The sequence below is a fragment of the uncultured Eubacterium sp. genome (assembly GCF_934295145.1).
GTDB lineage: Bacteria > Bacillota > Clostridia > Lachnospirales > Lachnospiraceae > Eubacterium_I.
The window spans coordinates 1-21,768 of sequence record NZ_CAKRAS010000050.1; the positions used below are offsets into that span (position 1 = coordinate 1).

Here is a 21,768-nt window from a genome sequence, read left to right on the forward strand (position 1 = left end):
ACAGCTTAAGCAACAAGATGGATAATTCCTTACTGGCTGTAAGGGATATTAACCATAAATATATTGTAGTAGAGAGAAAGAGCAGGAGGATGTTATGGAAAATAACCAGACAAATGAGAAACAGCAGGATTACGAGCTGCAGGCAGTACCTGACAGCGCGAGAAAAGGTTTTCTGCCAATGTTTATGATTATGATGGGTTTTACCTTTTTTTCCGCAAGCATGAGTGTGGGCGGTCAGCTTGGTATCGGCCTGAACATGACAAAATTTATATGGGCTTTGCTCATCGGTAATGCGATTCTTGGTGCATATACCGGAATCCTTGGCTACATGGGATGTAAGACAGGACTTACCCTGGATCTGATGGCGAGACATGCTTTCGGAAAGAAAGGTTCCTGGCTTTGTTCCGCAATTATTACCTTCACACAGATGGGATGGTTTGGCGTAGGTATCGCAATGTTTTCCATTCCTGTTGCAGAGCTGACTGGTATTCCGGTTGCAGTTCTTGTTATTCTGTCTGGTGGTCTTATGACAGCCTCAGCTTATTTTGGTATTAAATCACTGGAGATCGTAAGCTGGATCGCCGTTCCGGCAGTCGGAATCCTTGGATGTATTTCCGTGGGACTTGGTGTATCTTCCATGGGCGGACTTGGTGGTCTGTTTGCGGCAGAACCGCAGAATCCGATCACACTGGCAACAGCCATCACACTGGTTGTAGGTTCTTTCGTCAGTGGTGGTACAACAACCCCGAACTATACCCGTTTTGCAAAAACAAGAAAAATCGCAGTTATTGCAACCGTTATCGCTTTTTTTATAGGAAACTCCCTGATGTTCGTATTTGGTGCAGTTGGTGGTTCCGTAACAGGACAGGCAGATATCTTCTATATTATGATCGCACAGGGATTAGCACTTCCGGCTATTATTGTGCTTGGATTAAATATCTGGACCACAGCTGATAATGGATTATATTCCTGCGGACTTGGACTTTCCAATATTACAGGATGCTCCAAAAAGAAAATGGTATTAGTCAGTGGTGTCATCGGAATTGCAGCTTCTGTATGGTTATACTATAACTTTACTTCCTGGCTGACATTCATGGGATATGCGATTCCACCGGTTGGTGGTGTGGTAATCACTGATTACTTCATGCATCAGAGACGTTATCAGGAAAATGATACAACAAATATGAAAACCGTAAAATGGTATGCGGTCATTGCTGTTGTTGCAGGTGCCATTATTGGTCTGAAAGTACCGGTTGGTATCGGTTCTATCAATTCTATCGTTATAGCATGTTTGATTTATTTTATCGGAAGCAAAATCTGTGATAAAGAAAAATAGACCGAGCTCATTGAGCGAGGGATACTTCTTGCTCAAAGGGCAAGAAGGGTAGAATGCTTGGAATTAACCAGAGGGGATAAAGTATGAACAGAGGAAATGTATTTGGAATCAATGGGAAAATTGAGACAGAATGCTTAACTGTAGTAGGTGCACAATATGCACCTATCGGCGCTATGAATATGGAAGAAGTAGATCGAAATACTGAATTGTTGCTTTCTTTTATGGATCGGGCCTCCGGCGGTTTTCCGGGGTTTGATCTGTTTGTGGCACCGGAAGCATGCATTCAGGGCTTTCCGCAGTTTGGCTGGGAGTATGCGTTGTTGACTATGGAGAGTCCGCAGATAAAGAAATTTCAGGAAAAATGTGCGGAACTGGAAGTGTACGGTGTGTTTGATTTTCTGCTTCGCGTGGATGAACAGAACAATTATACCAATACAGCCATTGTGATCAATGACAAAGGTGAGATCATTCACCGTTATGATAAGATGAATCCGTGGATTCCTTTTGAGGGTTCCATCCCGGGACGCAGCTGTACGGTATGCAACGGACCAAAAGGTGCAAAACTTGGCATCATCATCTGTGCAGATGGTGATTATCCGGAAATGTGGAGGGAAGCAGCTGTGCAGGGGGCAAATGTGATCATTCGCCCGACACACTATATGGATCCGTGGCAGAATGCGTGGGAGATCACCAACAAATCCGGCGCTTATTTTAATCAGGTGTATGTGGTGGCAGTCAACTGTTCCGGAACAGCAGAAAATGAGAATTTTTCCTGCTTTGGGCGCAGCATGATCCTTGGACCGGACGGAAATGTGATCTGTGAGGGTGCAAACGGGGTCTCATCCATGATCAAAGCAGATTTGTACCCGGGTATCATTGATGCGATGCGCAGCCAGGCGGTTCATTCTGCACCGATGTATTCCTATGCGCACCGGGGGGCATCCAGTCATCTATATACAGGAAAGGGACTGGATACTTCGGATTACACGGCTTATAAGCGAGGTGATAACGATGGCACAGTTTAAAGGAATGTTACATTTACTGCACAAGCGGATGGCAGATATTTCCTATCCCATCAGTAAACAGGAGATTCTGGAGCAGATTGGGAATGCGACTGTGAAAGTGGATGTAGATCGGTATTTGAGTGTACAGGAGATCATAGCACCAATCCATCAGGAGACATTTTCCTGTGCGGCAGAGTTTTACTGTGCACTGCTTGGAACATAAAAATAGGGGAATGAGAAACTCTTTAAAGCTGATACAAAAAACAGGTATCGGTTTTGGAGAGTTTTTTTGTGAGCCATAGTTACCTTGAATAAGTAAAAAATAAAAAACATTATTGACACCTAACACATGTTGCTTTATACTAAAGAAAGATAGAGAAAGGAAATCTGATATGCAGGCAACAGAGTTAGAAAAGACGGAAAACTATTACCGGGCCCAGATGCAGAAAGACAGGATCGTTGAGCAGTTAAAAGAAAACGGGTGTCGTATCACAAAACAGAGAATGGTTTTACTGGATGTAATTCTGAGTGGCAATTGCACCAGCTGCAAGGAAATTTATTATAAAGCCTCTAAACTTGATTCCAAGATTGGAACGGCTACTGTATACCGTATGATGAATCTGTTAGAAGAGATTGGAGCCATCAGCCGGGTGAATTTATATGAAGTAACTTGTGAGACAGAGACAAAACCGGAAGAACATGTGATTGAACTGGATGACTGTTCAGTGCGTGTGCTGACAGAACCGGAGTGGACGAGAGTCATTGAACGGGGACTGCGGGCCTGTGGTTATATCGACCGGCAGAACGTGCGTCAGGTAAAATATGGAACAGTATAAATGCGAAGGATGTGGCAGTATTTTTGAACCTGTAAAAAGTCCTTGCATCTTTTGTAAGAGTGTGATATCTTATAAATAAGAATATGTTGTATGTAGTAAGAGTGGGCGTGAGTCCACTCTTCGTTGTTGTTATAGTGAAACCTGGGAAAGAAGGTGACAAATATGTCAAAACGTGAAGATTACGAAGCACGCACAGAAGCATTATTACTTCCTATTATGGAAGAAATGAATTTTGAACTGGTGGATGTGGAGTATGTAAAGGAAGGAAGCACCTGGTATCTGCGTGCCTACATCGATAAAGAAGGCGGCATTACCGTCAATGACTGTGAGGCTGTTGCCCGCAGAATGAACGATCTGCTGGATGAGGAAGATTTCATCGTAGATTCCTATGTTTTTGAGGTGAGTTCCCCTGGGCTTGGAAGACCGTTGAAAAAGGAAAAAGATTACAAGAGAAGCATGGGGAAAGAATTGGAGATTCGCACTTACCGTGCAATTAACCGTCAGAAAGAGTTTTATGGAAATCTGACCGCATATACAGATGATACGGTTACAATTCGCACCGAAGAGGACGAAGAACTGACATTTCAGAAAAACGAGATCGCACTGATCAGACTGGCATTTGATTTTTAGGCATTCGAAGAACAGGAGGAAAAGAAAAAATGGCTAAAAGCAGCAAAAACAGCAAAAACTCCGATAGCAGAGAGTTACTGGAAGCGTTAACAATTTTAGAGAAAGAAAAAAACATCAGCAAAGAGACACTTCTGGAAGCAATTGAGAACTCTTTACTGACCGCATGTAAAAACCATTTCGGAAAAGCAGACAATATCAAAGTTTCTATTGATCCGGAGACATGTGAATATCATGTATGGGCAGAGAAAACCGTTGTACAGGAAGTAGAAGATCCGCTGACAGAGGTAAGCTTTGCAGAAGCAATGATGATGAATGGCAATTATGGTCTGGGTGACGTGATCCATGAGGAGATTCATTCCAAAGATTTCGGACGTATTGCAACACAGAATGCAAAGAACGTAATTCTGCAGAAAATCCGCGAGGAAGAGCGTAAAGTGATCTATGATCAGTATTACGGAAAATCAAAAGATATTGTTACAGGTATCGTTCAGCGTTATATTGGCAACAATGTAAGCATCAACCTCGGTAAAGTGGACGCTGTCCTCAGTGAAAACGAGATGATTCCGGGAGAGACATTTGAGCCGACAGACCGTGTTAAAGTATATGTAATGGATGTAAAATCCACTTCCAAAGGACCGAAGGTGCTTGTGTCCAGAACACATCCGGAACTGGTAAAACGTCTGTTTGAAGCAGAGGTTGCAGAGGTTCGTGACGGTATCGTTGAGATCAAGAGCATTTCCCGTGAGGCAGGAAGCCGTACAAAAATGGCTGTATGGTCCAATGATCCGGACGTTGATCCGGTAGGCGCATGCGTTGGTATGAACGGTGCCCGTGTCAATGCCATCGTAGAAGAGTTAAATGGCGAGAAGATCGACATCATCAACTGGAACGAGAATCCGGCTATGCTCATTGAGAACGCATTAAGTCCGGCAAAAGTTATCTCCGTTATCGCAGATGCTGAGGAGAACAAAGCAAAAGTTGTTGTTCCGGATTATCAGCTTTCACTGGCCATCGGCAAAGAGGGACAGAATGCCCGTCTGGCAGCCCGCCTGACAGGATTCAAGATTGATATCAAGAGTGAGACACAGGCAAGAGAAGCCGGTGATTTTATGGATTACGAAGAAGATTACGAGGATGAAGAGTTCGCAGAAGATGATCTGAATCTGGATGAAGATTTTAATGAGACATCTTATGAGGAAGAGAATTCCTGCGTAGAAGACGATTTCGCAGCAGAAGAGGATAACGAGAATGACTAAGAAAAGTCCGATGCGCATGTGTGTGGGATGTCACGAAATGCGGGAAAAAAGAAATATGATCCGTGTTTTAAAAATGCAGGACAATACATTCTGTATTGATCCGGCGGGCCGCAAAAACGGTCGAGGCGCATATTTGTGCAAAAATCCGGTCTGCCTGGAACTGGCAGTAAAGAATCACGGATTGGAACGTTCATTCAAAATGAGTATACCAAAAGAAATAGTTGCAGATTTAACAGAGGAGATGAAAACGATTGCAGAATAACAGGATTTTATCCAGTCTGGGTCTTGCGCAGAAAGCAGGCTGTATCGCCAGTGGCGAGTATGCGGTAGAAAAAGCAGTAAAAGGCGGTCAGGCATGCCTGGTGATCGTAGCAGAGGATGCTTCGGATAATACGAAGAAAAAAATGAAAAATATGACAGACTTCTATGAGACACCTCTGCATGTTTACGGAAGCAAAGATGATCTGGGGCATTGCATCGGCAAAGAATACCGTTCTATGGTAGCGGTTCTGCAGCCGGGATTCGCAAAATCTGTCATGAAGCAGCTTGACAATAGGCCAACAACTGAATAGGGAGGAACTGGAATGGCAAAAATTAGAGTTCATGAGATCGCAAAAGAATATGATGTACCGGCGAAGGAAGTAATTTCTTTCCTTCAGGGACATAATATAGAAGTAACAAATTTAAGTTCACTGGAAGATAACGCAGTGGCACTGGTCAGAGGAAAATACGGAAAGCAGGCAGGTGCTGAAACAAAAGAGCGCCCGAAGAAAAAAGCAAGCATTTCCGCTGTATACAATCCTCAGAACAGCAAGATGGGAAATCGCCGTCCGAACGGAAACCGCAATGACCGTAACGGAGACCGTCCACAGCGTAACAACAGTGACAGACCGCGTAACAATAGCGGTGAGAGACCACAGCGCAGCAACAATGGTGAGCGCCCGCAGAGAAACAATGGTGACAGACCACGTTACGATGGTGAGCGTCAGCAGAGAAATAACGGTGACAGACCACGTTTTGACGGAGACCGTCAGCAGCGCAATAATGGTGACAGACCGCAGAGAAGATACGGTGACAGACCAAACAGACAGGAAAATGGTGATAGAAATGGCCGTTATGAAAGAAAAGACAACAATAATCAGAAAGGCTTCCAGGGCAATCGCGGCGGCGGTAATAATTTTGGAGGTAATCGAAACAATCGACAGGACGGTCAGAATCGTTCGAGAGAGACGAGAGGACATTTAGATCAGGAAATCTCACGTATGAACCGTGACAGCGCCAAGGCACCGATCGAAGAATTGCGTGGAAAAGAGAATACACACGCAAATAAAAAGAAAAACAAACAGGATTACGAGAGAAAGAACCGCAAACAGGAGCAGTACGTAAACCTGGAGAAGAAGACCGGACATAAAAAACGGAATGCGCAGCCACAGCCGCAGGCAGAAAAGAAGACCGATGAAGTTCGCAGCATTTCTCTGCCGGAAGTTATGACGGTACGTGAATTGGCAGAACGTATTGACGTACCGGCTTCAAAAGTCGTAGAAAAATTATTCATGCAGGGTATCCTTGCAACGGTAAACCAGGAAGTAGATTACGAAAAAGCAGAAGAGATCGCACTGGAGTTCAATTGCATTGCTGAGAAAGAAGAGAAAGTGGATGTCATTGCAGAACTTCTGAAAGAGGAAGAAGAGGATGAAAACACACTGGTTTCCAGACCGCCGGTTGTATGTGTTATGGGACACGTTGACCATGGTAAAACATCGCTGCTGGATGCAATCCGTGAGACGCATGTAACAGACCGTGAGGCGGGTGGAATTACACAGCATATCGGTGCATCTGTAGTTCAGATCAACGGACAGAAGATCACATTCCTTGATACACCGGGACATGAAGCATTTACCGCTATGCGTATGCGTGGAGCAAATTCCACAGATATCGCAATTCTTGTAGTTGCTGCCGATGACGGTATTATGCCGCAGACAGTTGAAGCAATCAGTCATGCAAAAGCTGCTGGCATTGAGATTATTGTGGCTATCAACAAGATTGATAAAGAGAGCGCAAACATTGATTATGTAAAACAGGGTCTTGCAGAGCAGGGACTGATTCCGGAAGACTGGGGCGGAAGCACGATCTGCGTACCAGTATCCGCACGTACAGGAGAAGGTATCACAGAACTTCTTGAGATGGTACTTCTGACTGCGGATATCCTGGAACTGAAAGCAAATCCAAAGAGAAAAGCCCGTGGTCTTGTTATCGAGGCACAGCTGGATAAAGGACGTGGAGCTGTTGCAACCGTTCTGGTTCAGAAAGGTACATTGAAAGTCGGAGAGCCGATCGCAGCAGGAAGCAGCTATGGTAAAGTCCGCGCAATGATCGATGATAAGGGAAGACGCGTGAAAGTAGCAGGTCCATCCACCCCGGTTGAGATTCTTGGACTGAACAGTGTACCGAATGCCGGTGAGGTATTTGTTGCATGCGATTCTGAACGGGATGCAAGAAGCTTTGCTGATACTTTTGTATCACAGAACAGAGAGAAAATGCTGGAGGAGACCAGATCCAGAATGTCTCTGGATGATCTGTTCTCCCAGATTCAGACAGGAAACTTAAAAGAACTTGAGCTGATCGTAAAAGCAGATGTTCAGGGTTCCGTAGAGGCTGTAAAACAGAGCCTGACAAAACTTTCCAACGAGGAAGTTGTTGTAAAAGTAATTCATGGTGGCGTTGGTGCTATTAACGAGTCCGATGTTTCCCTGGCTTCCGCATCCAATGCGATTATCATTGGATTTAATGTAAAACCGGATGCAACTGCAAAAGCAACTGCCGAGCAGGAGAAAGTAGATATTCGTCTGTACTCTGTTATTTACAAGGCCATCGAAGATATTGAGGCAGCCATGAAAGGTATGCTGGATCCGATCTTCGAGGAGAAAGTCATCGGTCATGCAGAAGTTCGTCAGATCTTCAAAGCTTCCGGCGTCGGCAACATCGCAGGTTCTTATGTCCTGGATGGTGTATTTGAGCGTAACTGCAAGGTTCGCATCACAAGAGAAGGCAAACAGATCTTCGAAGGTGATCTGGCTTCCCTGAAACGTTTCAAAGATGACGTAAAAGAAGTAAAAGCGGGTTATGAGTGTGGTCTTGTATTTGAAGGATTTAATGACATTGCAGAGTTTGATGTTGTAGAAGCATATAAGATGGTAGAAGTACCAAGATAATCTGGAGATGGCAGAATATGAGAAAAAACAGTATTAAAAATACACGTTTAAACGAAGAGGTAATGCGTGAGTTGTCCACCATTATCCGTAATGAGATCAAAGATCCGCGGATTCATGCGCTGACCACCGTGTCAGCGGTGCAGGTTGCGCCGGATCTGAAAACCTGTAAAGTATATATCAGTGTTCTTGGTGACAAAAAAGAGAAAGAAGACACCATTGCAGGACTGAAAAACGCAGCAGGCTACGCACGCCGCTGCCTGGCACAGTCCCTGAATCTGAGAAATACACCGGAGTTAAGATTTATTTTGGACGAATCCATCGAGTATGGTATCGAGATGTCCAAGAAAATTGATGCACTTACAGGCGGTAAAGAGGAAGAATAAGAGGATGAGCATGATTTCATTAGATTCATATCTGGATGGGATCACTACCGTTGCCATTTCCGGTCATATCCGGCCGGATGGCGACTGTGTAGGTTCCTGTCTTGCTGTATACAACTACATTTGTGACAATTATCCGGACATTATGGTGGATTTGTATCTGGAACCGATTCCGGATAAATTCCTGTTTCTGAAAAATGCAGATAAAATCCGTCATATGAAAGTGACGGACGGCAAAAAAGAGTATGATCTTTTTATTGCGCTGGACTGCGGTGATGTAGGACGACTTGGCCTGTCAGGCCAGTATTTTGAAGTGGCTAAAAGCACATTTTGCGTGGATCATCATATCAGTAATCAGTCCTTTGCGGATTTTAATTACATTTTCCCAAATGCAAGCTCTACTTCAGAGCTGGTGTATCAGCTGATGGATGCGGATAAGATCACGAAAGAGATTGCTGAATGTATTTATCTTGGAATCGTACACGATACCGGCGTATTCCAATATTCCTGCACTTCTTCCAAAACCATGGAGATTGCGGGAAAACTGATGGATAAGGGCATCAATTATTCCAGAATTGTAGACGAGACATTTTATATCCGTACCTTTGCGCAGCAGCAGATTCTTGGAAAAGCACTGATGGATGCAGAACTTCATTTTGAAGGAAAATGCATTTCCAGTGTGATCAAACGGAAACAGCTGGAAAAATTCCATGTGGAGCCGAAAGATCTTGACGGTATTGTGAGTACACTGCGTTCCACCGCGGGTGTGGAGACAGCTGTATTTGTATATCCGAATGAAAATGATACGTATAAAGTCAGCCTGCGTTCTGCTTCCTATGTAGATGTGGCTGAAATTGCCGTTGGATTTGGCGGCGGCGGACATTGCCGTGCAGCCGGTGCTTCCATTCAGGGAAAAGCAGATGAAGTCCTCAAAAAAGTGCTTGCAAAGATTGAAAAGCAGTTAAAGAACAAAGAGGAAGACGGATGTACAACGGAATCATAAATGTATACAAAGAAAAAGGTTATACTTCTTTCGATGTAGTGGCCCGGATGCGGGGCATCTGCGGTCAGAAGAAAATCGGTCATACCGGGACGTTAGACCCGGATGCGGAAGGTGTGCTGCCGGTCTGCCTTGGAAAAGCAACCAAAGTCTGCGATATGCTGACAGACTCAGACAAGGTATACCGGGCGGTGATGCAGCTTGGTGTGGAGACGGATACGCAGGATCTGACAGGAACTGTGTTAAAAATAGGAGAAACGTCAGAACTGACCGAAACAGAAGTGAGAGAGACGATCCTTGGATTTCAAGGAGAAATCCTTCAGGTTCCGCCGATGTACTCTGCATTGAAAGTAAATGGACAGAAATTGTGTGATCTGGCCAGAGCCGGTGTGACTGTAGAGCGCAAGGCAAGACCGGTCACGATTTATGCGATTCAGGTGGAAAGCGTAGAACTTCCGTATGTAACGATGACGGTTTCCTGCTCCAAGGGTACTTATATTCGTACATTGTGTCATGATATCGGACAGAAACTTGGCTGCGGTGCAGCCATGAAGAGTCTGGTGAGGCTACAGGCAGCAGGATATCGTATCGAAGATGCATATAAACTGGATAAACTGCAGGAGTTCAAAGAAGCCGGCATATTAAAAGATGTGGTAACACCAATTGAACATGTATTTGAAGTGTATCCGGTGCTGACGACGAAGCCGGAATTTGACATTATGTTAAAAAATGGGAATAAGATGGCGTTACAGCAGTTTCAGGAAACGATAAAACCGGAACCGGAAATGAAAGTACGCGTCCGGATGTCGGATGGACGTTTTGCGGCAGTTTATGAATATCGGGAAGATTTTGGACTGTTCCGTCCGTCAAAAATGTTTTTGGAGGATTAACGAGCAGGGATGAAATATATAAAAGATACATTGGATTTTAAAATTGAAGAACCTTCGGTTATTACTCTTGGCAAGTTTGACGGTCTGCACAGCGGTCATCGTTATCTGATGGAGGCTATGCAGAAAGGCAAGGAGCAGGGACTCAAGAGCGTGATCTTTACCTTTGACATTCCACCGAAAGCAATTCACAAAGATACGTATAATGTGTTATCTACCAATGAAGAAAAAGCACACATTTTTGCGGAAGCAGGGGTGGATTATCTGATCGAATGCCCGTTTACTGATGATTTCCGCCAGCTTTCCCCTTATGCATTTTTACAGATGCTAAAGGAAAAAATCAATGTAAAAATGATTGTGGCAGGCACGGATTTTCATTTTGGATTTCAGCGTGCCGGTTCCTTTCAAGAATTACAGCAGTATGCGGATGATCTCGGATATGAAGCGGTGATCGTTAAGAAAAAACAGTACAAAGGCGAGGATATCAGCAGTACGAGAATCCGTAAGGAGATCGCAGAGGGAAATATGGAAGAAGCCAATTATCTGCTTGGCTATTCTTATTTTCTCACCGGTCCGGTGCTTCACGGCAACGAGATCGGACGAACCATCGGAATTCCGACGGCGAATCAGCGTCCGGAAGAATTTAAACTGCTTCCGCCAAAAGGGGTGTATGCGGTAGAAATTCTGGCAGATGGAAAACAGTACGACGGAATCAGCAACGTGGGATGTAAGCCGACCATCGAAGGTGTCAATCCTATGGGCGTGGAGACGTTTCTGTTTGGCTATTCCGGAGATTTGTACGGAAAGGATATCAAAGTATCGTTCCTGAAGTTTATCCGCCCGGAGCGGAAATTTGGCTCTCTGGCAGAATTGAAGGCACAGATGGACCGGGATATTTTGGTTTGCAAGGAATATCTGGATACAGTTCATTCATCACATATATGCAGGGAATGATCATGTCTGCATGGGGAATTACCTGCATGTAGAGTGATGAGTGAAGGTGAGTGAACTGCAATAATATATGAAAAAGTGGTTTACAAGTCAGATGGAATATGATATATTAGATAGGCGTGAGTAAAAAGCCCATACTCAGTACCCGGACACTCCGACCGGTACTTAGTAAACACGCGTGATTGGGCGATTATAAAGAATAAAGGAGGAAATCAAGATGATTTCAAAAGAAAAAAAAGCAGCGATTATGGCAGAGTATGGTAGAACACCAAATGACACAGGATCACCGGAAGTACAGATCGCAATCTTAACAGCAAGAATCCAGGAGCTCACAGAGCATCTGAAAGAGAACCCGAAGGATCATCATTCCAGAAGAGGTCTTCTGAAAATGGTTGGTCAGAGACGTGGTATGCTTGCTTACCTTCAGAAAAAAGATCTGGAAGGTTATCGTGCACTGATCGCAAAATTAGGCATCAGAAAATAATAACAGTATAGCTGTCAGAATAGAGCGGAATTTCCGCTCTATTTTGGATTGGCGGGAGGGTTCATCCGAGACCGCTGATGTGTGCAAAAGGAGATTTTTACAGTTCACACGCGCATATCAAGCATGTCTGCGACATCAAGAATATCTGTACAAGTGAACTGGGGTTTGCCCAGATCAGTAGTTTCGGGTCTCCTGCCACAGTAAAGAAGGAGAGAAAATAATGAAGAAAACCTATTCAATGGAATTGGCCGGAAGAACATTAAGCGTTGATATCGGTCGTGTAGCTGCACAGGCAAATGGAGCAGCTCTTATGCATTATGGTGATACAGTTGTATTATCTACAGCAACTGCATCTGAAAAACCGCGTGAGGGAATCGATTTCTTCCCATTAAGCGTAGAGTTTGAAGAGAAAATGTATTCTGTAGGAAAAATCCCGGGTGGATTTAATAAACGTGAGGGAAAAGCATCCGAGAATGCTGTTTTAACAGCACGTGTTATCGATCGACCGATGCGTCCATTATTCCCGAAGGATTACAGAAATGATGTTACTTTAAATAACATGGTAATGAGCGTTGATCCGGAGTGCCGTCCGGAGCTTCTTGCAATGCTGGGTTCCGCTATCGCAACAAGCATTTCTGATATTCCATTCTGTGGACCGTGTGCAACCACACAGATCGGTATGGTAAACGGCGAATTTGTTGTAAACCCATCTCAGGCAGACTGGGATAACGGAGATCTTCAGTTGACGGTTGCATCTACTTCTGAGAAAGTAATCATGATCGAAGCAGGCGCAAACGAGATCAAAGAAGAGAAGATGATCGAGGCTATTTATATGGCTCATGAGATCAACCAGACAATTATCGAGTTCATCAACAAAATGGTTGCTGAGATTGGCAAACCAAAACATGAATATACAAGCTGTGCAGTTCCGGAAGAGATGTTCGCTGCAATGCGTGAGATCGTAACACCGGAAGAGATGGAAGAAGCAGTATTTACTGATGTTAAACAGATTCGTGAGGAGAATATCCGTGCCATCACAGAGAAACTGGAAGAGGCATTTGCAGAGAACGAAGAGTGGCTTGCAGTTCTTGGCGAGGCAGTATACCAGTATCAGAAAAAGACCGTTCGAAAGATGATCTTAAAAGATCACAAACGTCCGGATGGACGTGCCATCACACAGATCCGTCCGTTGGCAGCAGAAGTTGACCTGCTCCCTAGAGTTCATGGTTCTGCTATGTTTACGCGTGGACAGACACAGATCTGTACCATCACAACTCTGGCTCCGTTATCTGAGGTTCAGAAAGTAGACGGACTGGATGAGAATATTACAAGCAAACGTTACATGCATCACTACAACTTCCCATCCTATTCTGTAGGTGAGACAAAACCGTCCAGAGGACCGGGACGTCGTGAGATCGGACACGGAGCATTAGCTGAGAAAGCATTAGTGCCGGTACTTCCGAGTGAGGAAGAGTTCCCGTATGCAATCCGTACTGTATCTGAGACATTTGAGTCCAACGGATCTACTTCTCAGGCAAGTATCTGTGCATCTACCATGTCTCTGATGGCAGCAGGTGTGCCAATCAAGAAACCGGTTGCAGGTATTTCCTGTGGTCTGGTAACAGGCGAGACAGATGATGATTACATCGTCCTGACAGATATCCAGGGTCTGGAAGACTTCTTTGGCGACATGGACTTTAAAGTAGCCGGAACACAGGATGGTATCACAGCAATCCAGATGGATATCAAGATTCACGGACTGACAAGACCGATCGTAGAGGAAGCTATCGCAAGAACACGTGAAGCGAGACTTTACATTCTGGATGAAGTTATGAAACCTGCTATCGCTGAGCCGAGAGCACAGGTTGGAAAATATGCACCAAAGATCATCTCCATGCAGATCGATCCACAGAAAATCGGTGATGTTGTTGGTCAGAGAGGAAAGACGATCAATGCAATCATTGAGCAGACTGGTGTTAAGATTGATATTACAGATGATGGTTCCGTATCTATCTGTGGTACAGACGCAGACATGATGAACCGCGCAGCAGAGCTGATCCGTATTATCGTAACAGATTTCGAGGCAGGACAGATCCTTTCTGGTAAAGTTGTAAGTATCAAAGAGTTTGGCGCATTCATTGAGTTCGCTCCTGGTAAAGAGGGAATGGTTCATATTTCCAAGATATCCAAAGAGCGTATCAATCGTGTAGAAGACGTTTTGACACTTGGTGACAAGGTTACCGTTGTATGCCTTGGAAAAGACAAGATGGGAAGAATGAGCTTCAGTATCAAAGATGTAAAATCATATTAATGAAATAAAGACAAAAAACCGGTGGGCGTGAGCTTACCGGTTTTTTGGTGAAAATAAAAAGGTTTCTGAATGACAAAATCTTGGCAGACAGAAACCGGACACAATGCGTTTATGCAGAATATATTACTATATGGAAAGAATTTTAAAATATATTTATGCATCTGCCGCGTATAGACAGGGGATTTTTGGACAGGGTATTCTGGTTGCGGTGCTGGATACGGGAATTTATCCCCATGCGGATCTGCAGGGGAGAATCATCGGATTTCAGGATTATATCAGGCAGCGGCCGCAGCCATATGATGATAACGGACATGGCACACATATCAGCGGAATTATAGGAGCCGGTGGGAAGGGAGTCGTTCATGGAGTTGCACCGGGATGCTATCTGTGGAGCTGCAAAGTACTGGATAAAAATGGAAATGGTAAAATTCTGGATACCTGTCAGGCAGTGGAAGATATTGTGGCATACAATAAAAAGCATTCACAGAAAATCCGAATCATTAATATTTCTGTGGGTATGCTGGAACGGGTGCAGCCCGAACTGCAGAAGCGTCTGCTGAGTAGCGTGGAACGCGCCTGGGATCAGGGTATCGTGGTTCTGGCAGCAGCCGGAAATAACGGTCCCGGCGAAAATACCGTGACCAGTCCCGGAATTTCGAAGAAAATCATTACTGTGGGAAGTCTGGACACAGTAAATGAGAACAGACGGGAACCAAGCCTGTATTCCGGGCGGGGACCTACGGAAGCCTGTGTGGTCAAACCGGAGATTCTGATGCCCGGAACCGATATCATCAGCTGTGGTACGCGATCGGGCGCTTATGTCAGAAAGAGTGGTACGTCTATGGCGGTACCAATTGTATCGGGAATGATAGCGTTGCTACTGTGCAAATATCCGGCTATGACGCCAAATGAGGTGAAATTACAGTTGTACCGAAGTGCGGATCGTTCCGGTATGGATCAGAAATTTAAATGCTGGGGAACGGTGAATCTGAAAAAACTGTTGTCTGCATATTAAAAAGTAATCTTTATGAAAGAGACAGAGTGAAATTTGTAATTTTACTTCTTAATATAATTTCCACAATCGAATGGATTAATTTGTCGTTGCAATGTGCGTAGGATCAGATAGGAAAAAACGGCAAAGAATCTGTCCCCATGCATCTTTTAACGTAAGCAGAGGAATACTTTCGGCGGCCAGCAGATTGACAGATCCGACAATTTCTCCATTCAGTGAATACACGGCTTTGCCAATCACGTCATCTTTTTCAATTGGAGCTTCTGCAATATCTGGAAGCTCTAATTTTTTGTTGAGTTCTCCGGCTGTATTTGCAGTATCCAGATAGCGGAAGTCAGATTGATATTTTAACGTGAGAAACGACTGCCGTCCTCTGGAAACCATAATTTCCGGTAACGTATCGGTGTTTTCATCTGTATACACACGACAGTTGGTAAACCCCCATTCAAACAGTGCCTTGACATCAGCAATCCGCTCTTTGCTGCTGGGCGCATGGAGCACGACGGCAATCAGATTTATGTTGTCTTTACTGGCTGTGGCAGACAGAAACCAGCCGTGGAGGTAAAACCGGTTTTCAGACCGGTGGCATAAGGATACTGCTTGATCAAGTGGTTGGTGTTGCTGAGGGTAAAGGTAGTGTCGCCACGAGCGGTGTGGTGTGTGATATCTTCCATCCAGATGGAGGTGTAGTGAAAAATGTCCGGATATTTTGTGGTGAGTTCCCGTGACATCAGGGCAATATCCCGGGCGGTGGAATAGTGGTTTTCTGCATCCAGACCGCAGCAGTTTACAAAATGCGTCTGTGTCATGCCAAGGGTGGCGGCCATATCGTTCATCTGCTGGACGAAAGCTTCTTCACTTCCGGCAATCCATTCTGCCATGGCGACACAGGCGTCATTAGCACTGGCCACCACGATGCATTTGATCAGTGTTTCTACTGTCTGGACTTCACCTTCTTCCAGATAAACCTGAGAACCGCCCATTCCGGCTGCCTGCATGGAGATGGTGACGGCATCTTCCAGATGAATCTGACCGGAATCTAAAGCCTGAAAAATCAGCAGCAACGTCATGATCTTGGTGACGCTGGCCAATGGGCGTTGCTCGTCAGCGTTTTGCGCGTATAGAACCGTTTCGGTGTCCGCATCCATCAGAAGTGCACTGGAAGACGTCAGTGTGAGAGTAGGAGATGCCGTATTTGGGGAAGGATTCTCAGACTCTGCATCTGAGTCAGTATTGGTATTGGAATTCGTATCAGAAGTTGTTTCCAGATAAATATTGTTCAAATTCTGAGCATTGCCCGTGTATACAAAAGTTGGCAGACATAAAGTTATAGATAAAAACAGTGTGAAGATAAATTTCATAAGCAACCTGAGAAAGTGATTTATTCTATATGTATGAATGGTACGAAGGATATATGAACTCTGTAACCGATGGATCAAAAAAAGTATTTGATAAAAAATAAGAAAAAACTTGAATTTTCACAGGGATTCAGTACAATAGTGTAAGATTGGAGAAAATGTGGCCTATGGAATTAAAGGTAAAACTGGAAGTATTTGAAGGTCCTCTGGATCTTTTGCTTCATTTGCTTGATAAAAATAAAGTAAGTATTTATGATATTCCAATCGTGGAGATTACAAACCAGTATCTGGAATACATTCGTGAAATGCAGAGACAGGATCTGAACATTATGAGTGAATTTCTTGTAATGGCGGCGACTCTGCTGGAAATCAAATCAAAATGGCTTCTCCCAAAAGAAGAGAGCGAAGAGGAAGAAGAAATTGATCCGCGAGCGGAACTGATGGAACAGCTGTTGCAGTACAAGTTGTTTAAATATATGTCTCAGGAACTGAAGGACAGACAGATTGATGCCGGACGTCGCTTGTTTAAAAATCCGTCGATCCCGGAAGAGGTGCGCTCTTATGAGGAACCGCTAGATCTGGATGAACTGACGAAGGGCTATGACCTGGCAAAGCTTCATGCGATTTTTGAGTCTGTGATGAAAAAGCAGGTGGACAAGCTGGACCCGATCCGTTCCCGGTTTGGAAAAATTGAGCGGGAGGAAGTATCCCTGGATAAAAAGATGATCTATCTGGAGATGTACTGTCAGGAACATCCGAAATTTTCTTTTCGGAATCTGTTGGAACGTCAGGGAAGCAAGGTGGAGATTATCGTTACGTTCCTTGCGGTGCTGGAATTTATGAAAACCGGAAGGATACAAATCGCTCAGGAGCGTCTGTTTGATGAAATTTACATTACCGTCTGCCCACAGACGCAGGCAGCGATGGAGGTACAGGAGTAGTTGAAGATGAAAATAGAAGAATATGAAGCAGCTGCGGAGGCCATTCTGTTTACAATGGGAGATTCCGTAGAATTAAAAAAACTTGCATTTGCCCTGCAGGTGAGTGAGCGGGAGGCGGAACTGATCGTGCAAAATCTGTCTGACCGATATAAAAACCAGAACTGTGGTCTGCAGATTCTGGAACTGGATGGTGCATATCAGATCTGTACGAAGCCGTCTCAGTATGAATATCTGATCAGGATTGCAAAACAGCCGCGGAAGCAGGTGCTGACAGATGTTTTGCTGGAAACGCTGTCTATTGTTGCGTACAAGCAGCCGGTGACAAAAGTAGAAATTGAAAAGATTCGCGGAGTATCCTGCGAGCATGCCATTAATAAGCTTCTGGATTATGGGCTGATTCAGGAAGCGGGACGTCTGGATGCGCCGGGCAGACCGATTCTGTTTGGAACCACAGAAGAGTTCCTTCGATGTTTTGATGTGCAGTCCGTGGAGGAACTTCCTGACATGAACCCGGATAAAGTGGAGGAACTGAAGCAGGAAGCGGAGGAAGAAGTGCAGCTTCAGCTGAAACTATAGCTAAATAAAAGGGAAAAAAGTAAACAAAAATAAATTTTGTTTTTACACGAATTCGTTGAAAAATCTTGTTAATGAATTAACTACTGTAAAGAATAGACAAATAGAAATAGAATTAATGGTGTATGTTGCACAAAAACAAAGAAGAGTGATAGGGTTGAACCGACTAACAGGAAACCCGGTCACTCTTTTCTCAGTATTGAAAAAAATACAATATTATATTAATATTTGACACATGAGAGTTGCAAAACATGTATGGATATGTAAAAAATACACAAAAGAATGATATTTTGGGGCGATCAAGCCAATTCAAATGTAATGCAGCGGACTTTACAGTAGTAAAGGATTTAGGAGGATAGGATATGAGCAGATTATCAGTAGTATCAGCTGACAAAGTAAATTCTACGACAGAACAGCTTATGAAAGAATTTACACAGCGAATTGTGGCAAATCCGCCGGGAGTCTGTCCGGTAGATATGCAGCTGGCATTTTTGAAAGTATGCCATGCACAGACATGTGGAAAATGTGTTCCGTGCCGAATCGGTCTGGGACAGTTGGAAGGACTTCTTGAGAAAGTCCTGGACAATGAAGCAACCATGGAAACACTGGAACTGATCGAGGAGACTGCAGAGAATATCAAAAACTCTGCTGACTGTGCCATCGGTTTTGAATCCGCACGTATGGTGCTGGCCGGACTGGAAGGTTTCAGGGAAGACTATATTTCCCATATTACAGAGCACAGATGTCTTGGATCATTCGAACAGCCGATCCCTTGTGTGACACTTTGCCCGGCGCATGTGGATATTCCGGGATATATTGCGCTGGCTGGCGAGGGACGCTGTGAGGACGCACTCCGTCTGATACGTAAGGACAACCCGTTCCCAACTGCCTGTGCCTTGATCTGTGAGCATCCATGTGAGGCAAGATGCCGCAGAAATATTATTGATGATTCCATCAATATCCGTGGTATGAAACGCTACATCGTAGACAATGCACCGTCTGATAAAGTGCCGGTTCCGGCATGTGCAGAGTCCACAGGTAAAAAAGTTGCCATCATCGGTGGTGGCCCAAGTGGATTGACAACTGCATATTTCCTGCAGTTAATGGGACATCAGTGTACGGTATTTGAAGAGAAAAAACAGCTGGGCGGTATGCTGCGTTACGGTATTCCAAATTACCGTTTCCCAAGAGAACGACTTCAGGAGGATATTGATGCCATTCTTTCTAGCGGTGTGGAAGTGAAATTAAACGCAAGCATTGGAACCGAAGAAATGAAGCAGATCCAGCAGGAGTATGATGCAATCTACGTGGCTATCGGTGCACATACAGATAAAAAATTAGGTCTGGAAGGTGAGGAAAGCAAAAACGTGATTTCTGCTGTTGATATGCTGCGTGAGATCGGTGATGGAGAATATCCGGATTACACCGGTAAACGTGTCGTAGTCGTTGGCGGCGGAAACGTAGCGATGGACTGTGCGAGAACAGCAATGCGTGCAAATGCAGAGACTGTAAGTATCGTATACCGCAGACGTCAGGAAGATATGACAGCACTTCCGGCAGAGGTGGAAGGAGCGATCGCAGAGGGTATCGAACTTGTTACTTTAAAAGCTCCGCTTCGCGTGGAAGCCGATGCAGAGGGCAAAGCATGTGCACTCTGGGTACAGCCACAGATCATCGGACCGGTAAAAGGTGGCAGACCTTCTCCACGTAAGGCAAACAAACCAGAGGAACGTATGGAGTGTGATATCGTTCTCGTTGCCATTGGACAGGATATCGTATCCCAGCCATTTGCTGAGTTCGGAATGGCTGTTAATCGTGGACGTATTGTCGCAAATGAAGGCGGTGCGGCAAATATGGTCGGCGTATATGCTGGCGGCGACTGTGTATCCGGACCAGCCACTGTAATTAAGGCCATTGCAGCAGGTAAAGCTGCAGCTGCAAATATTGATGAGTATCTTGGCTATCATCACCCGATCAGCTGTGATGTGGAGATTCCACAGCCGATGTTGAATGATAAAGTACCGTGCGGACGTGTCAACCTTCAGGAAGTAGAAGCATGGGCAAGAAAGACAAACTTTGAAGGAATTGAACTTCCGATGAGCTGTGAGGAAGCAGTACAGGAAGCAAGCCGCTGCTTACGATGTGATCGTCATGGCTGTGGCACACTGAGAGGAGGCAGAGAGTTCGAATGGTAAATTTAACAATCAATAATAAAAAAATTCAGGTACCGGAAGGTACTACAATTCTGGCAGCTGCCGCTCAGGCCGGAATCAAAATCCCGACATTGTGCTATTTAAAAGAAATCAATGAGATCGGAGCCTGCCGTGTCTGCGTGGTAGAAGTCGAGGGCAAGGAGACTCTGGTTGCATCCTGTAATACAGCAGTAGAAGAAGGGATGGTCGTATATACAAACAGCTACAAAGCGCAGCATGCACGACGTATGAACGTACAGCTGATCCTGTCTGAGCATGATGCACATTGTGCTTCCTGTGTCAGAAGTGGAAACTGTACACTGCAGACAGTGGCAAATGAGCTGAATATCGGAGATGTTCCGTTTGGCGAAAAATACGAGCAGAACGAGTGGCCGCAGGATTTCCCGCTTATTCGTGATGCCAGCAAATGTATTAAATGTATGCGTTGCGTGCAGATCTGTGATAAAGTACAGGAGCTGAAAGTCTGGGATGTGATCAATACCGGAAAACGTACCAGCGTTGGTGTATCCGGCAGAAAGCAGATCACAGAGTCTGACTGCGCAATTTGTGGACAGTGTATCACACACTGTCCGGTTGGCGCACTGCGGGAACGAGATGATATTGATAAATTAATGGATGCTGTACATGATCAGGAAAAAATTGTTGTTGTTCAAATCGCGCCTGCTGTTCGTGCAGCCTGGGGTGAAGGCCTTGGACTTCCACGGGAGATGGCCACAGAAAAGAGAATGGCAGCAGCAGTGCGTGCCCTTGGTGTTGACTATGTATTTGACACGAATTTCTCCGCCGATCTGACTATTATGGAAGAGGGAAATGAGTTCCTTGAGCGTATGACTCATGCGGACGAGTATTCCTGGCCAATGTTTACTTCCTGCTGCCCGGGATGGGTACGTTTTATCAAATCCCAGTATCCGGACATGGTGAAAAATCTGTCTACTGCGAAATCTCCGCAGCAGATGTTTGGTGCGGTGGCAAAATCCTATTATGCACAGATACTGGATGTTGATCCTTCCAGAATCTTCAGTGTTTCTATCATGCCATGTGTGGCAAAGAAACATGAGTGTGCAATTCCGGTTATGAATGATGCGGGAGCAGGTCAGGATGTAGATGTTTCCCTGACAACCAGAGAACTGGATCGTGTATTGAAAGCAGAACTGATTTCTCCGGCATTCCTGGAGGAAGAGGAGTTTGATCAGCCGCTGGGTGTTGGATCCGGTGCAGGTGTTATTTTTGGTGCTACCGGCGGTGTTATGGAAGCTGCCCTGAGAACAGCATACTATGTATTAAATGGCAAAAATCCGGATCCGGATATGTTCCAAACAGTACGTGGTATGGACGGCATCAAAGAAGCAGAAGTAGAGATCGCAGGTATCAAGATTAAAGCAGC

Annotated in this window: 22 protein-coding genes; 20 read left to right on the forward strand and 2 right to left on the reverse strand. The window is 44.8% G+C overall.

The window, feature by feature from the left end; all coding sequences use genetic code 11:
- Positions 1-94 precede the first annotated feature (94 nt).
- The 16 genes from codB (at position 95) to Q0I54_RS10280 (ending at position 15,302) form a co-directional block, all read left to right on the forward strand.
- On the forward strand, positions 95-1,336 hold the full coding sequence (codB, locus tag Q0I54_RS10205; protein WP_296118456.1) for a cytosine permease: 1,242 nt from the start codon (positions 95-97) through the stop codon (positions 1,334-1,336).
- A gap of 83 nt (positions 1,337-1,419) precedes the next feature.
- Complete coding sequence (locus Q0I54_RS10210) at positions 1,420-2,361, forward strand: nitrilase-related carbon-nitrogen hydrolase (RefSeq protein WP_296118458.1); 942 nt, start codon at positions 1,420-1,422, stop codon at positions 2,359-2,361.
- A complete protein-coding gene (locus Q0I54_RS10215; RefSeq protein WP_296118459.1) occupies positions 2,348-2,563 on the forward strand; it encodes a hypothetical protein in 216 nt (71 codons plus the stop codon). The genes Q0I54_RS10210 and Q0I54_RS10215 overlap by 14 nt, the downstream gene beginning before the upstream one ends.
- 169 nt (positions 2,564-2,732) lie before the next feature.
- Positions 2,733-3,176 carry a transcriptional repressor gene (locus Q0I54_RS10220; RefSeq protein WP_296118460.1) on the forward strand — a complete coding sequence of 148 codons (444 nt, stop codon included), beginning with the start codon at positions 2,733-2,735 and terminating at the stop codon, positions 3,174-3,176.
- Positions 3,177-3,338: 162 nt separating this feature from the next.
- The gene (gene rimP / locus Q0I54_RS10225; protein WP_296118462.1) at positions 3,339-3,806 is read left to right on the forward strand and encodes a ribosome maturation factor RimP; all 468 of its coding nucleotides are present in this window, start codon (positions 3,339-3,341) and stop codon (positions 3,804-3,806) included.
- A gap of 29 nt (positions 3,807-3,835) precedes the next feature.
- The gene (gene nusA / locus Q0I54_RS10230; RefSeq protein ID WP_296118463.1) at positions 3,836-5,062 is read left to right on the forward strand and encodes a transcription termination factor NusA; all 1,227 of its coding nucleotides are present in this window, start codon (positions 3,836-3,838) and stop codon (positions 5,060-5,062) included.
- Positions 5,055-5,324, forward strand: a complete 270-nt coding sequence (locus Q0I54_RS10235; protein WP_294785344.1) for an RNase P modulator RnpM — start codon at positions 5,055-5,057, stop codon at positions 5,322-5,324. Before nusA ends, Q0I54_RS10235 begins: the two co-directional genes overlap by 8 nt.
- A complete protein-coding gene (locus Q0I54_RS10240) occupies positions 5,314-5,634 on the forward strand; it encodes a ribosomal L7Ae/L30e/S12e/Gadd45 family protein (protein ID WP_296118464.1) in 321 nt (106 codons plus the stop codon). The genes Q0I54_RS10235 and Q0I54_RS10240 overlap by 11 nt, the downstream gene beginning before the upstream one ends.
- A 12-nt stretch (positions 5,635-5,646) precedes the next feature.
- A complete protein-coding gene (gene infB, locus Q0I54_RS10245; protein WP_296118466.1) occupies positions 5,647-8,274 on the forward strand; it encodes a translation initiation factor IF-2 in 2,628 nt (875 codons plus the stop codon).
- A 17-nt stretch (positions 8,275-8,291) separates the two neighbouring features.
- On the forward strand, positions 8,292-8,657 hold the full coding sequence (rbfA, locus tag Q0I54_RS10250) for a 30S ribosome-binding factor RbfA (protein ID WP_296118468.1): 366 nt from the start codon (positions 8,292-8,294) through the stop codon (positions 8,655-8,657).
- Positions 8,658-8,667: 10 nt separating this feature from the next.
- Positions 8,668-9,657 (forward strand): bifunctional oligoribonuclease/PAP phosphatase NrnA, encoded by a 990-nt coding sequence (locus tag Q0I54_RS10255; protein ID WP_296118470.1) that lies wholly within the window; start codon positions 8,668-8,670, stop codon positions 9,655-9,657.
- On the forward strand, positions 9,639-10,544 hold the full coding sequence (truB, locus tag Q0I54_RS10260; protein WP_296118472.1) for a tRNA pseudouridine(55) synthase TruB: 906 nt from the start codon (positions 9,639-9,641) through the stop codon (positions 10,542-10,544). Before Q0I54_RS10255 ends, truB begins: the two co-directional genes overlap by 19 nt.
- A 9-nt stretch (positions 10,545-10,553) precedes the next feature.
- Complete coding sequence (locus tag Q0I54_RS10265; RefSeq protein ID WP_296118474.1) at positions 10,554-11,495, forward strand: bifunctional riboflavin kinase/FAD synthetase; 942 nt, start codon at positions 10,554-10,556, stop codon at positions 11,493-11,495.
- Between the two features lie 214 nt (positions 11,496-11,709).
- Positions 11,710-11,976, forward strand: coding sequence for a 30S ribosomal protein S15 (gene rpsO, locus Q0I54_RS10270; protein ID WP_022036754.1), 267 nt, complete (start codon positions 11,710-11,712; stop codon positions 11,974-11,976).
- Between the two features lie 220 nt (positions 11,977-12,196).
- Positions 12,197-14,287 (forward strand): polyribonucleotide nucleotidyltransferase, encoded by a 2,091-nt coding sequence (locus Q0I54_RS10275; RefSeq protein ID WP_296118475.1) that lies wholly within the window; start codon positions 12,197-12,199, stop codon positions 14,285-14,287.
- Positions 14,288-14,417: 130 nt separating this feature from the next.
- A complete protein-coding gene (locus Q0I54_RS10280; protein ID WP_296118477.1) occupies positions 14,418-15,302 on the forward strand; it encodes a S8 family peptidase in 885 nt (294 codons plus the stop codon).
- Between the two features lie 75 nt (positions 15,303-15,377).
- On the opposite strand, the gene Q0I54_RS10285 is transcribed toward Q0I54_RS10280, so the two are convergent.
- Together Q0I54_RS10285 and Q0I54_RS10290 are read right to left on the reverse strand one after the other, a co-directional pair.
- A complete protein-coding gene (locus Q0I54_RS10285; RefSeq protein WP_296118479.1) occupies positions 15,378-15,722 on the reverse strand; it encodes a hypothetical protein in 345 nt (114 codons plus the stop codon).
- Between the two features lie 92 nt (positions 15,723-15,814).
- Positions 15,815-16,660: a D-alanyl-D-alanine carboxypeptidase family protein gene (locus tag Q0I54_RS10290; RefSeq protein ID WP_296118480.1), complete on the reverse strand. Its 846-nt coding sequence runs from the start codon at positions 16,658-16,660 to the stop codon at positions 15,815-15,817.
- Between the two features lie 164 nt (positions 16,661-16,824).
- Here Q0I54_RS10290 and Q0I54_RS10295 point away from each other — a divergent pair, with 164 nt between their 5' ends.
- From Q0I54_RS10295 to Q0I54_RS10310, 4 genes are all read left to right on the forward strand, one after another.
- Positions 16,825-17,598, forward strand: coding sequence for a ScpA family protein (locus Q0I54_RS10295; RefSeq protein ID WP_296118481.1), 774 nt, complete (start codon positions 16,825-16,827; stop codon positions 17,596-17,598).
- 6 nt (positions 17,599-17,604) lie between these two features.
- Positions 17,605-18,174 (forward strand): SMC-Scp complex subunit ScpB, encoded by a 570-nt coding sequence (gene scpB, locus Q0I54_RS10300; protein WP_296118482.1) that lies wholly within the window; start codon positions 17,605-17,607, stop codon positions 18,172-18,174.
- 359 nt (positions 18,175-18,533) lie between these two features.
- Positions 18,534-20,366 (forward strand): NAD(P)-binding protein, encoded by a 1,833-nt coding sequence (locus Q0I54_RS10305; RefSeq protein ID WP_296118483.1) that lies wholly within the window; start codon positions 18,534-18,536, stop codon positions 20,364-20,366.
- Positions 20,360-21,768, forward strand: a 1,409-nt coding sequence (locus Q0I54_RS10310; protein ID WP_296118485.1) for a [FeFe] hydrogenase, group A, incomplete at its 3' end; no start/stop codon positions are given. The genes Q0I54_RS10305 and Q0I54_RS10310, both read left to right, overlap by 7 nt.

What these genes read in the sequence shown, in the direction of transcription:
- Q0I54_RS10305 (WP_296118483.1), top strand. Translation starts at nt 18,534, where the DNA reads ATGAGCAGATTATCAGTAGTATCAGCTGACAAAGTAAATTCTACGACA.
- truB (WP_296118472.1), top strand. Translation starts at nt 9,639, where the DNA reads ATGTACAACGGAATCATAAATGTATACAAAGAAAAAGGTTATACTTCT.
- rpsO (WP_022036754.1), top strand. Translation starts at nt 11,710, where the DNA reads ATGATTTCAAAAGAAAAAAAAGCAGCGATTATGGCAGAGTATGGTAGA.
- Q0I54_RS10295 (WP_296118481.1), top strand. Translation starts at nt 16,825, where the DNA reads ATGGAATTAAAGGTAAAACTGGAAGTATTTGAAGGTCCTCTGGATCTT.
- Q0I54_RS10235 (WP_294785344.1), top strand. Translation starts at nt 5,055, where the DNA reads ATGACTAAGAAAAGTCCGATGCGCATGTGTGTGGGATGTCACGAAATG.
- Q0I54_RS10280 (WP_296118477.1), top strand. Translation starts at nt 14,418, where the DNA reads ATGGAAAGAATTTTAAAATATATTTATGCATCTGCCGCGTATAGACAG.
- codB (WP_296118456.1), top strand. Translation starts at nt 95, where the DNA reads ATGGAAAATAACCAGACAAATGAGAAACAGCAGGATTACGAGCTGCAG.
- nusA (WP_296118463.1), top strand. Translation starts at nt 3,836, where the DNA reads ATGGCTAAAAGCAGCAAAAACAGCAAAAACTCCGATAGCAGAGAGTTA.
- rbfA (WP_296118468.1), top strand. Translation starts at nt 8,292, where the DNA reads ATGAGAAAAAACAGTATTAAAAATACACGTTTAAACGAAGAGGTAATG.
- rimP (WP_296118462.1), top strand. Translation starts at nt 3,339, where the DNA reads ATGTCAAAACGTGAAGATTACGAAGCACGCACAGAAGCATTATTACTT.
- Q0I54_RS10220 (WP_296118460.1), top strand. Translation starts at nt 2,733, where the DNA reads ATGCAGGCAACAGAGTTAGAAAAGACGGAAAACTATTACCGGGCCCAG.
- infB (WP_296118466.1), top strand. Translation starts at nt 5,647, where the DNA reads ATGGCAAAAATTAGAGTTCATGAGATCGCAAAAGAATATGATGTACCG.
- Q0I54_RS10275 (WP_296118475.1), top strand. Translation starts at nt 12,197, where the DNA reads ATGAAGAAAACCTATTCAATGGAATTGGCCGGAAGAACATTAAGCGTT.
- Q0I54_RS10265 (WP_296118474.1), top strand. Translation starts at nt 10,554, where the DNA reads ATGAAATATATAAAAGATACATTGGATTTTAAAATTGAAGAACCTTCG.
- Q0I54_RS10290 (WP_296118480.1), bottom strand. Translation starts at nt 16,660, where the DNA reads ATGAAATTTATCTTCACACTGTTTTTATCTATAACTTTATGTCTGCCA.
- scpB (WP_296118482.1), top strand. Translation starts at nt 17,605, where the DNA reads ATGAAAATAGAAGAATATGAAGCAGCTGCGGAGGCCATTCTGTTTACA.
- Q0I54_RS10215 (WP_296118459.1), top strand. Translation starts at nt 2,348, where the DNA reads ATGGCACAGTTTAAAGGAATGTTACATTTACTGCACAAGCGGATGGCA.
- Q0I54_RS10255 (WP_296118470.1), top strand. Translation starts at nt 8,668, where the DNA reads ATGATTTCATTAGATTCATATCTGGATGGGATCACTACCGTTGCCATT.
- Q0I54_RS10210 (WP_296118458.1), top strand. Translation starts at nt 1,420, where the DNA reads ATGAACAGAGGAAATGTATTTGGAATCAATGGGAAAATTGAGACAGAA.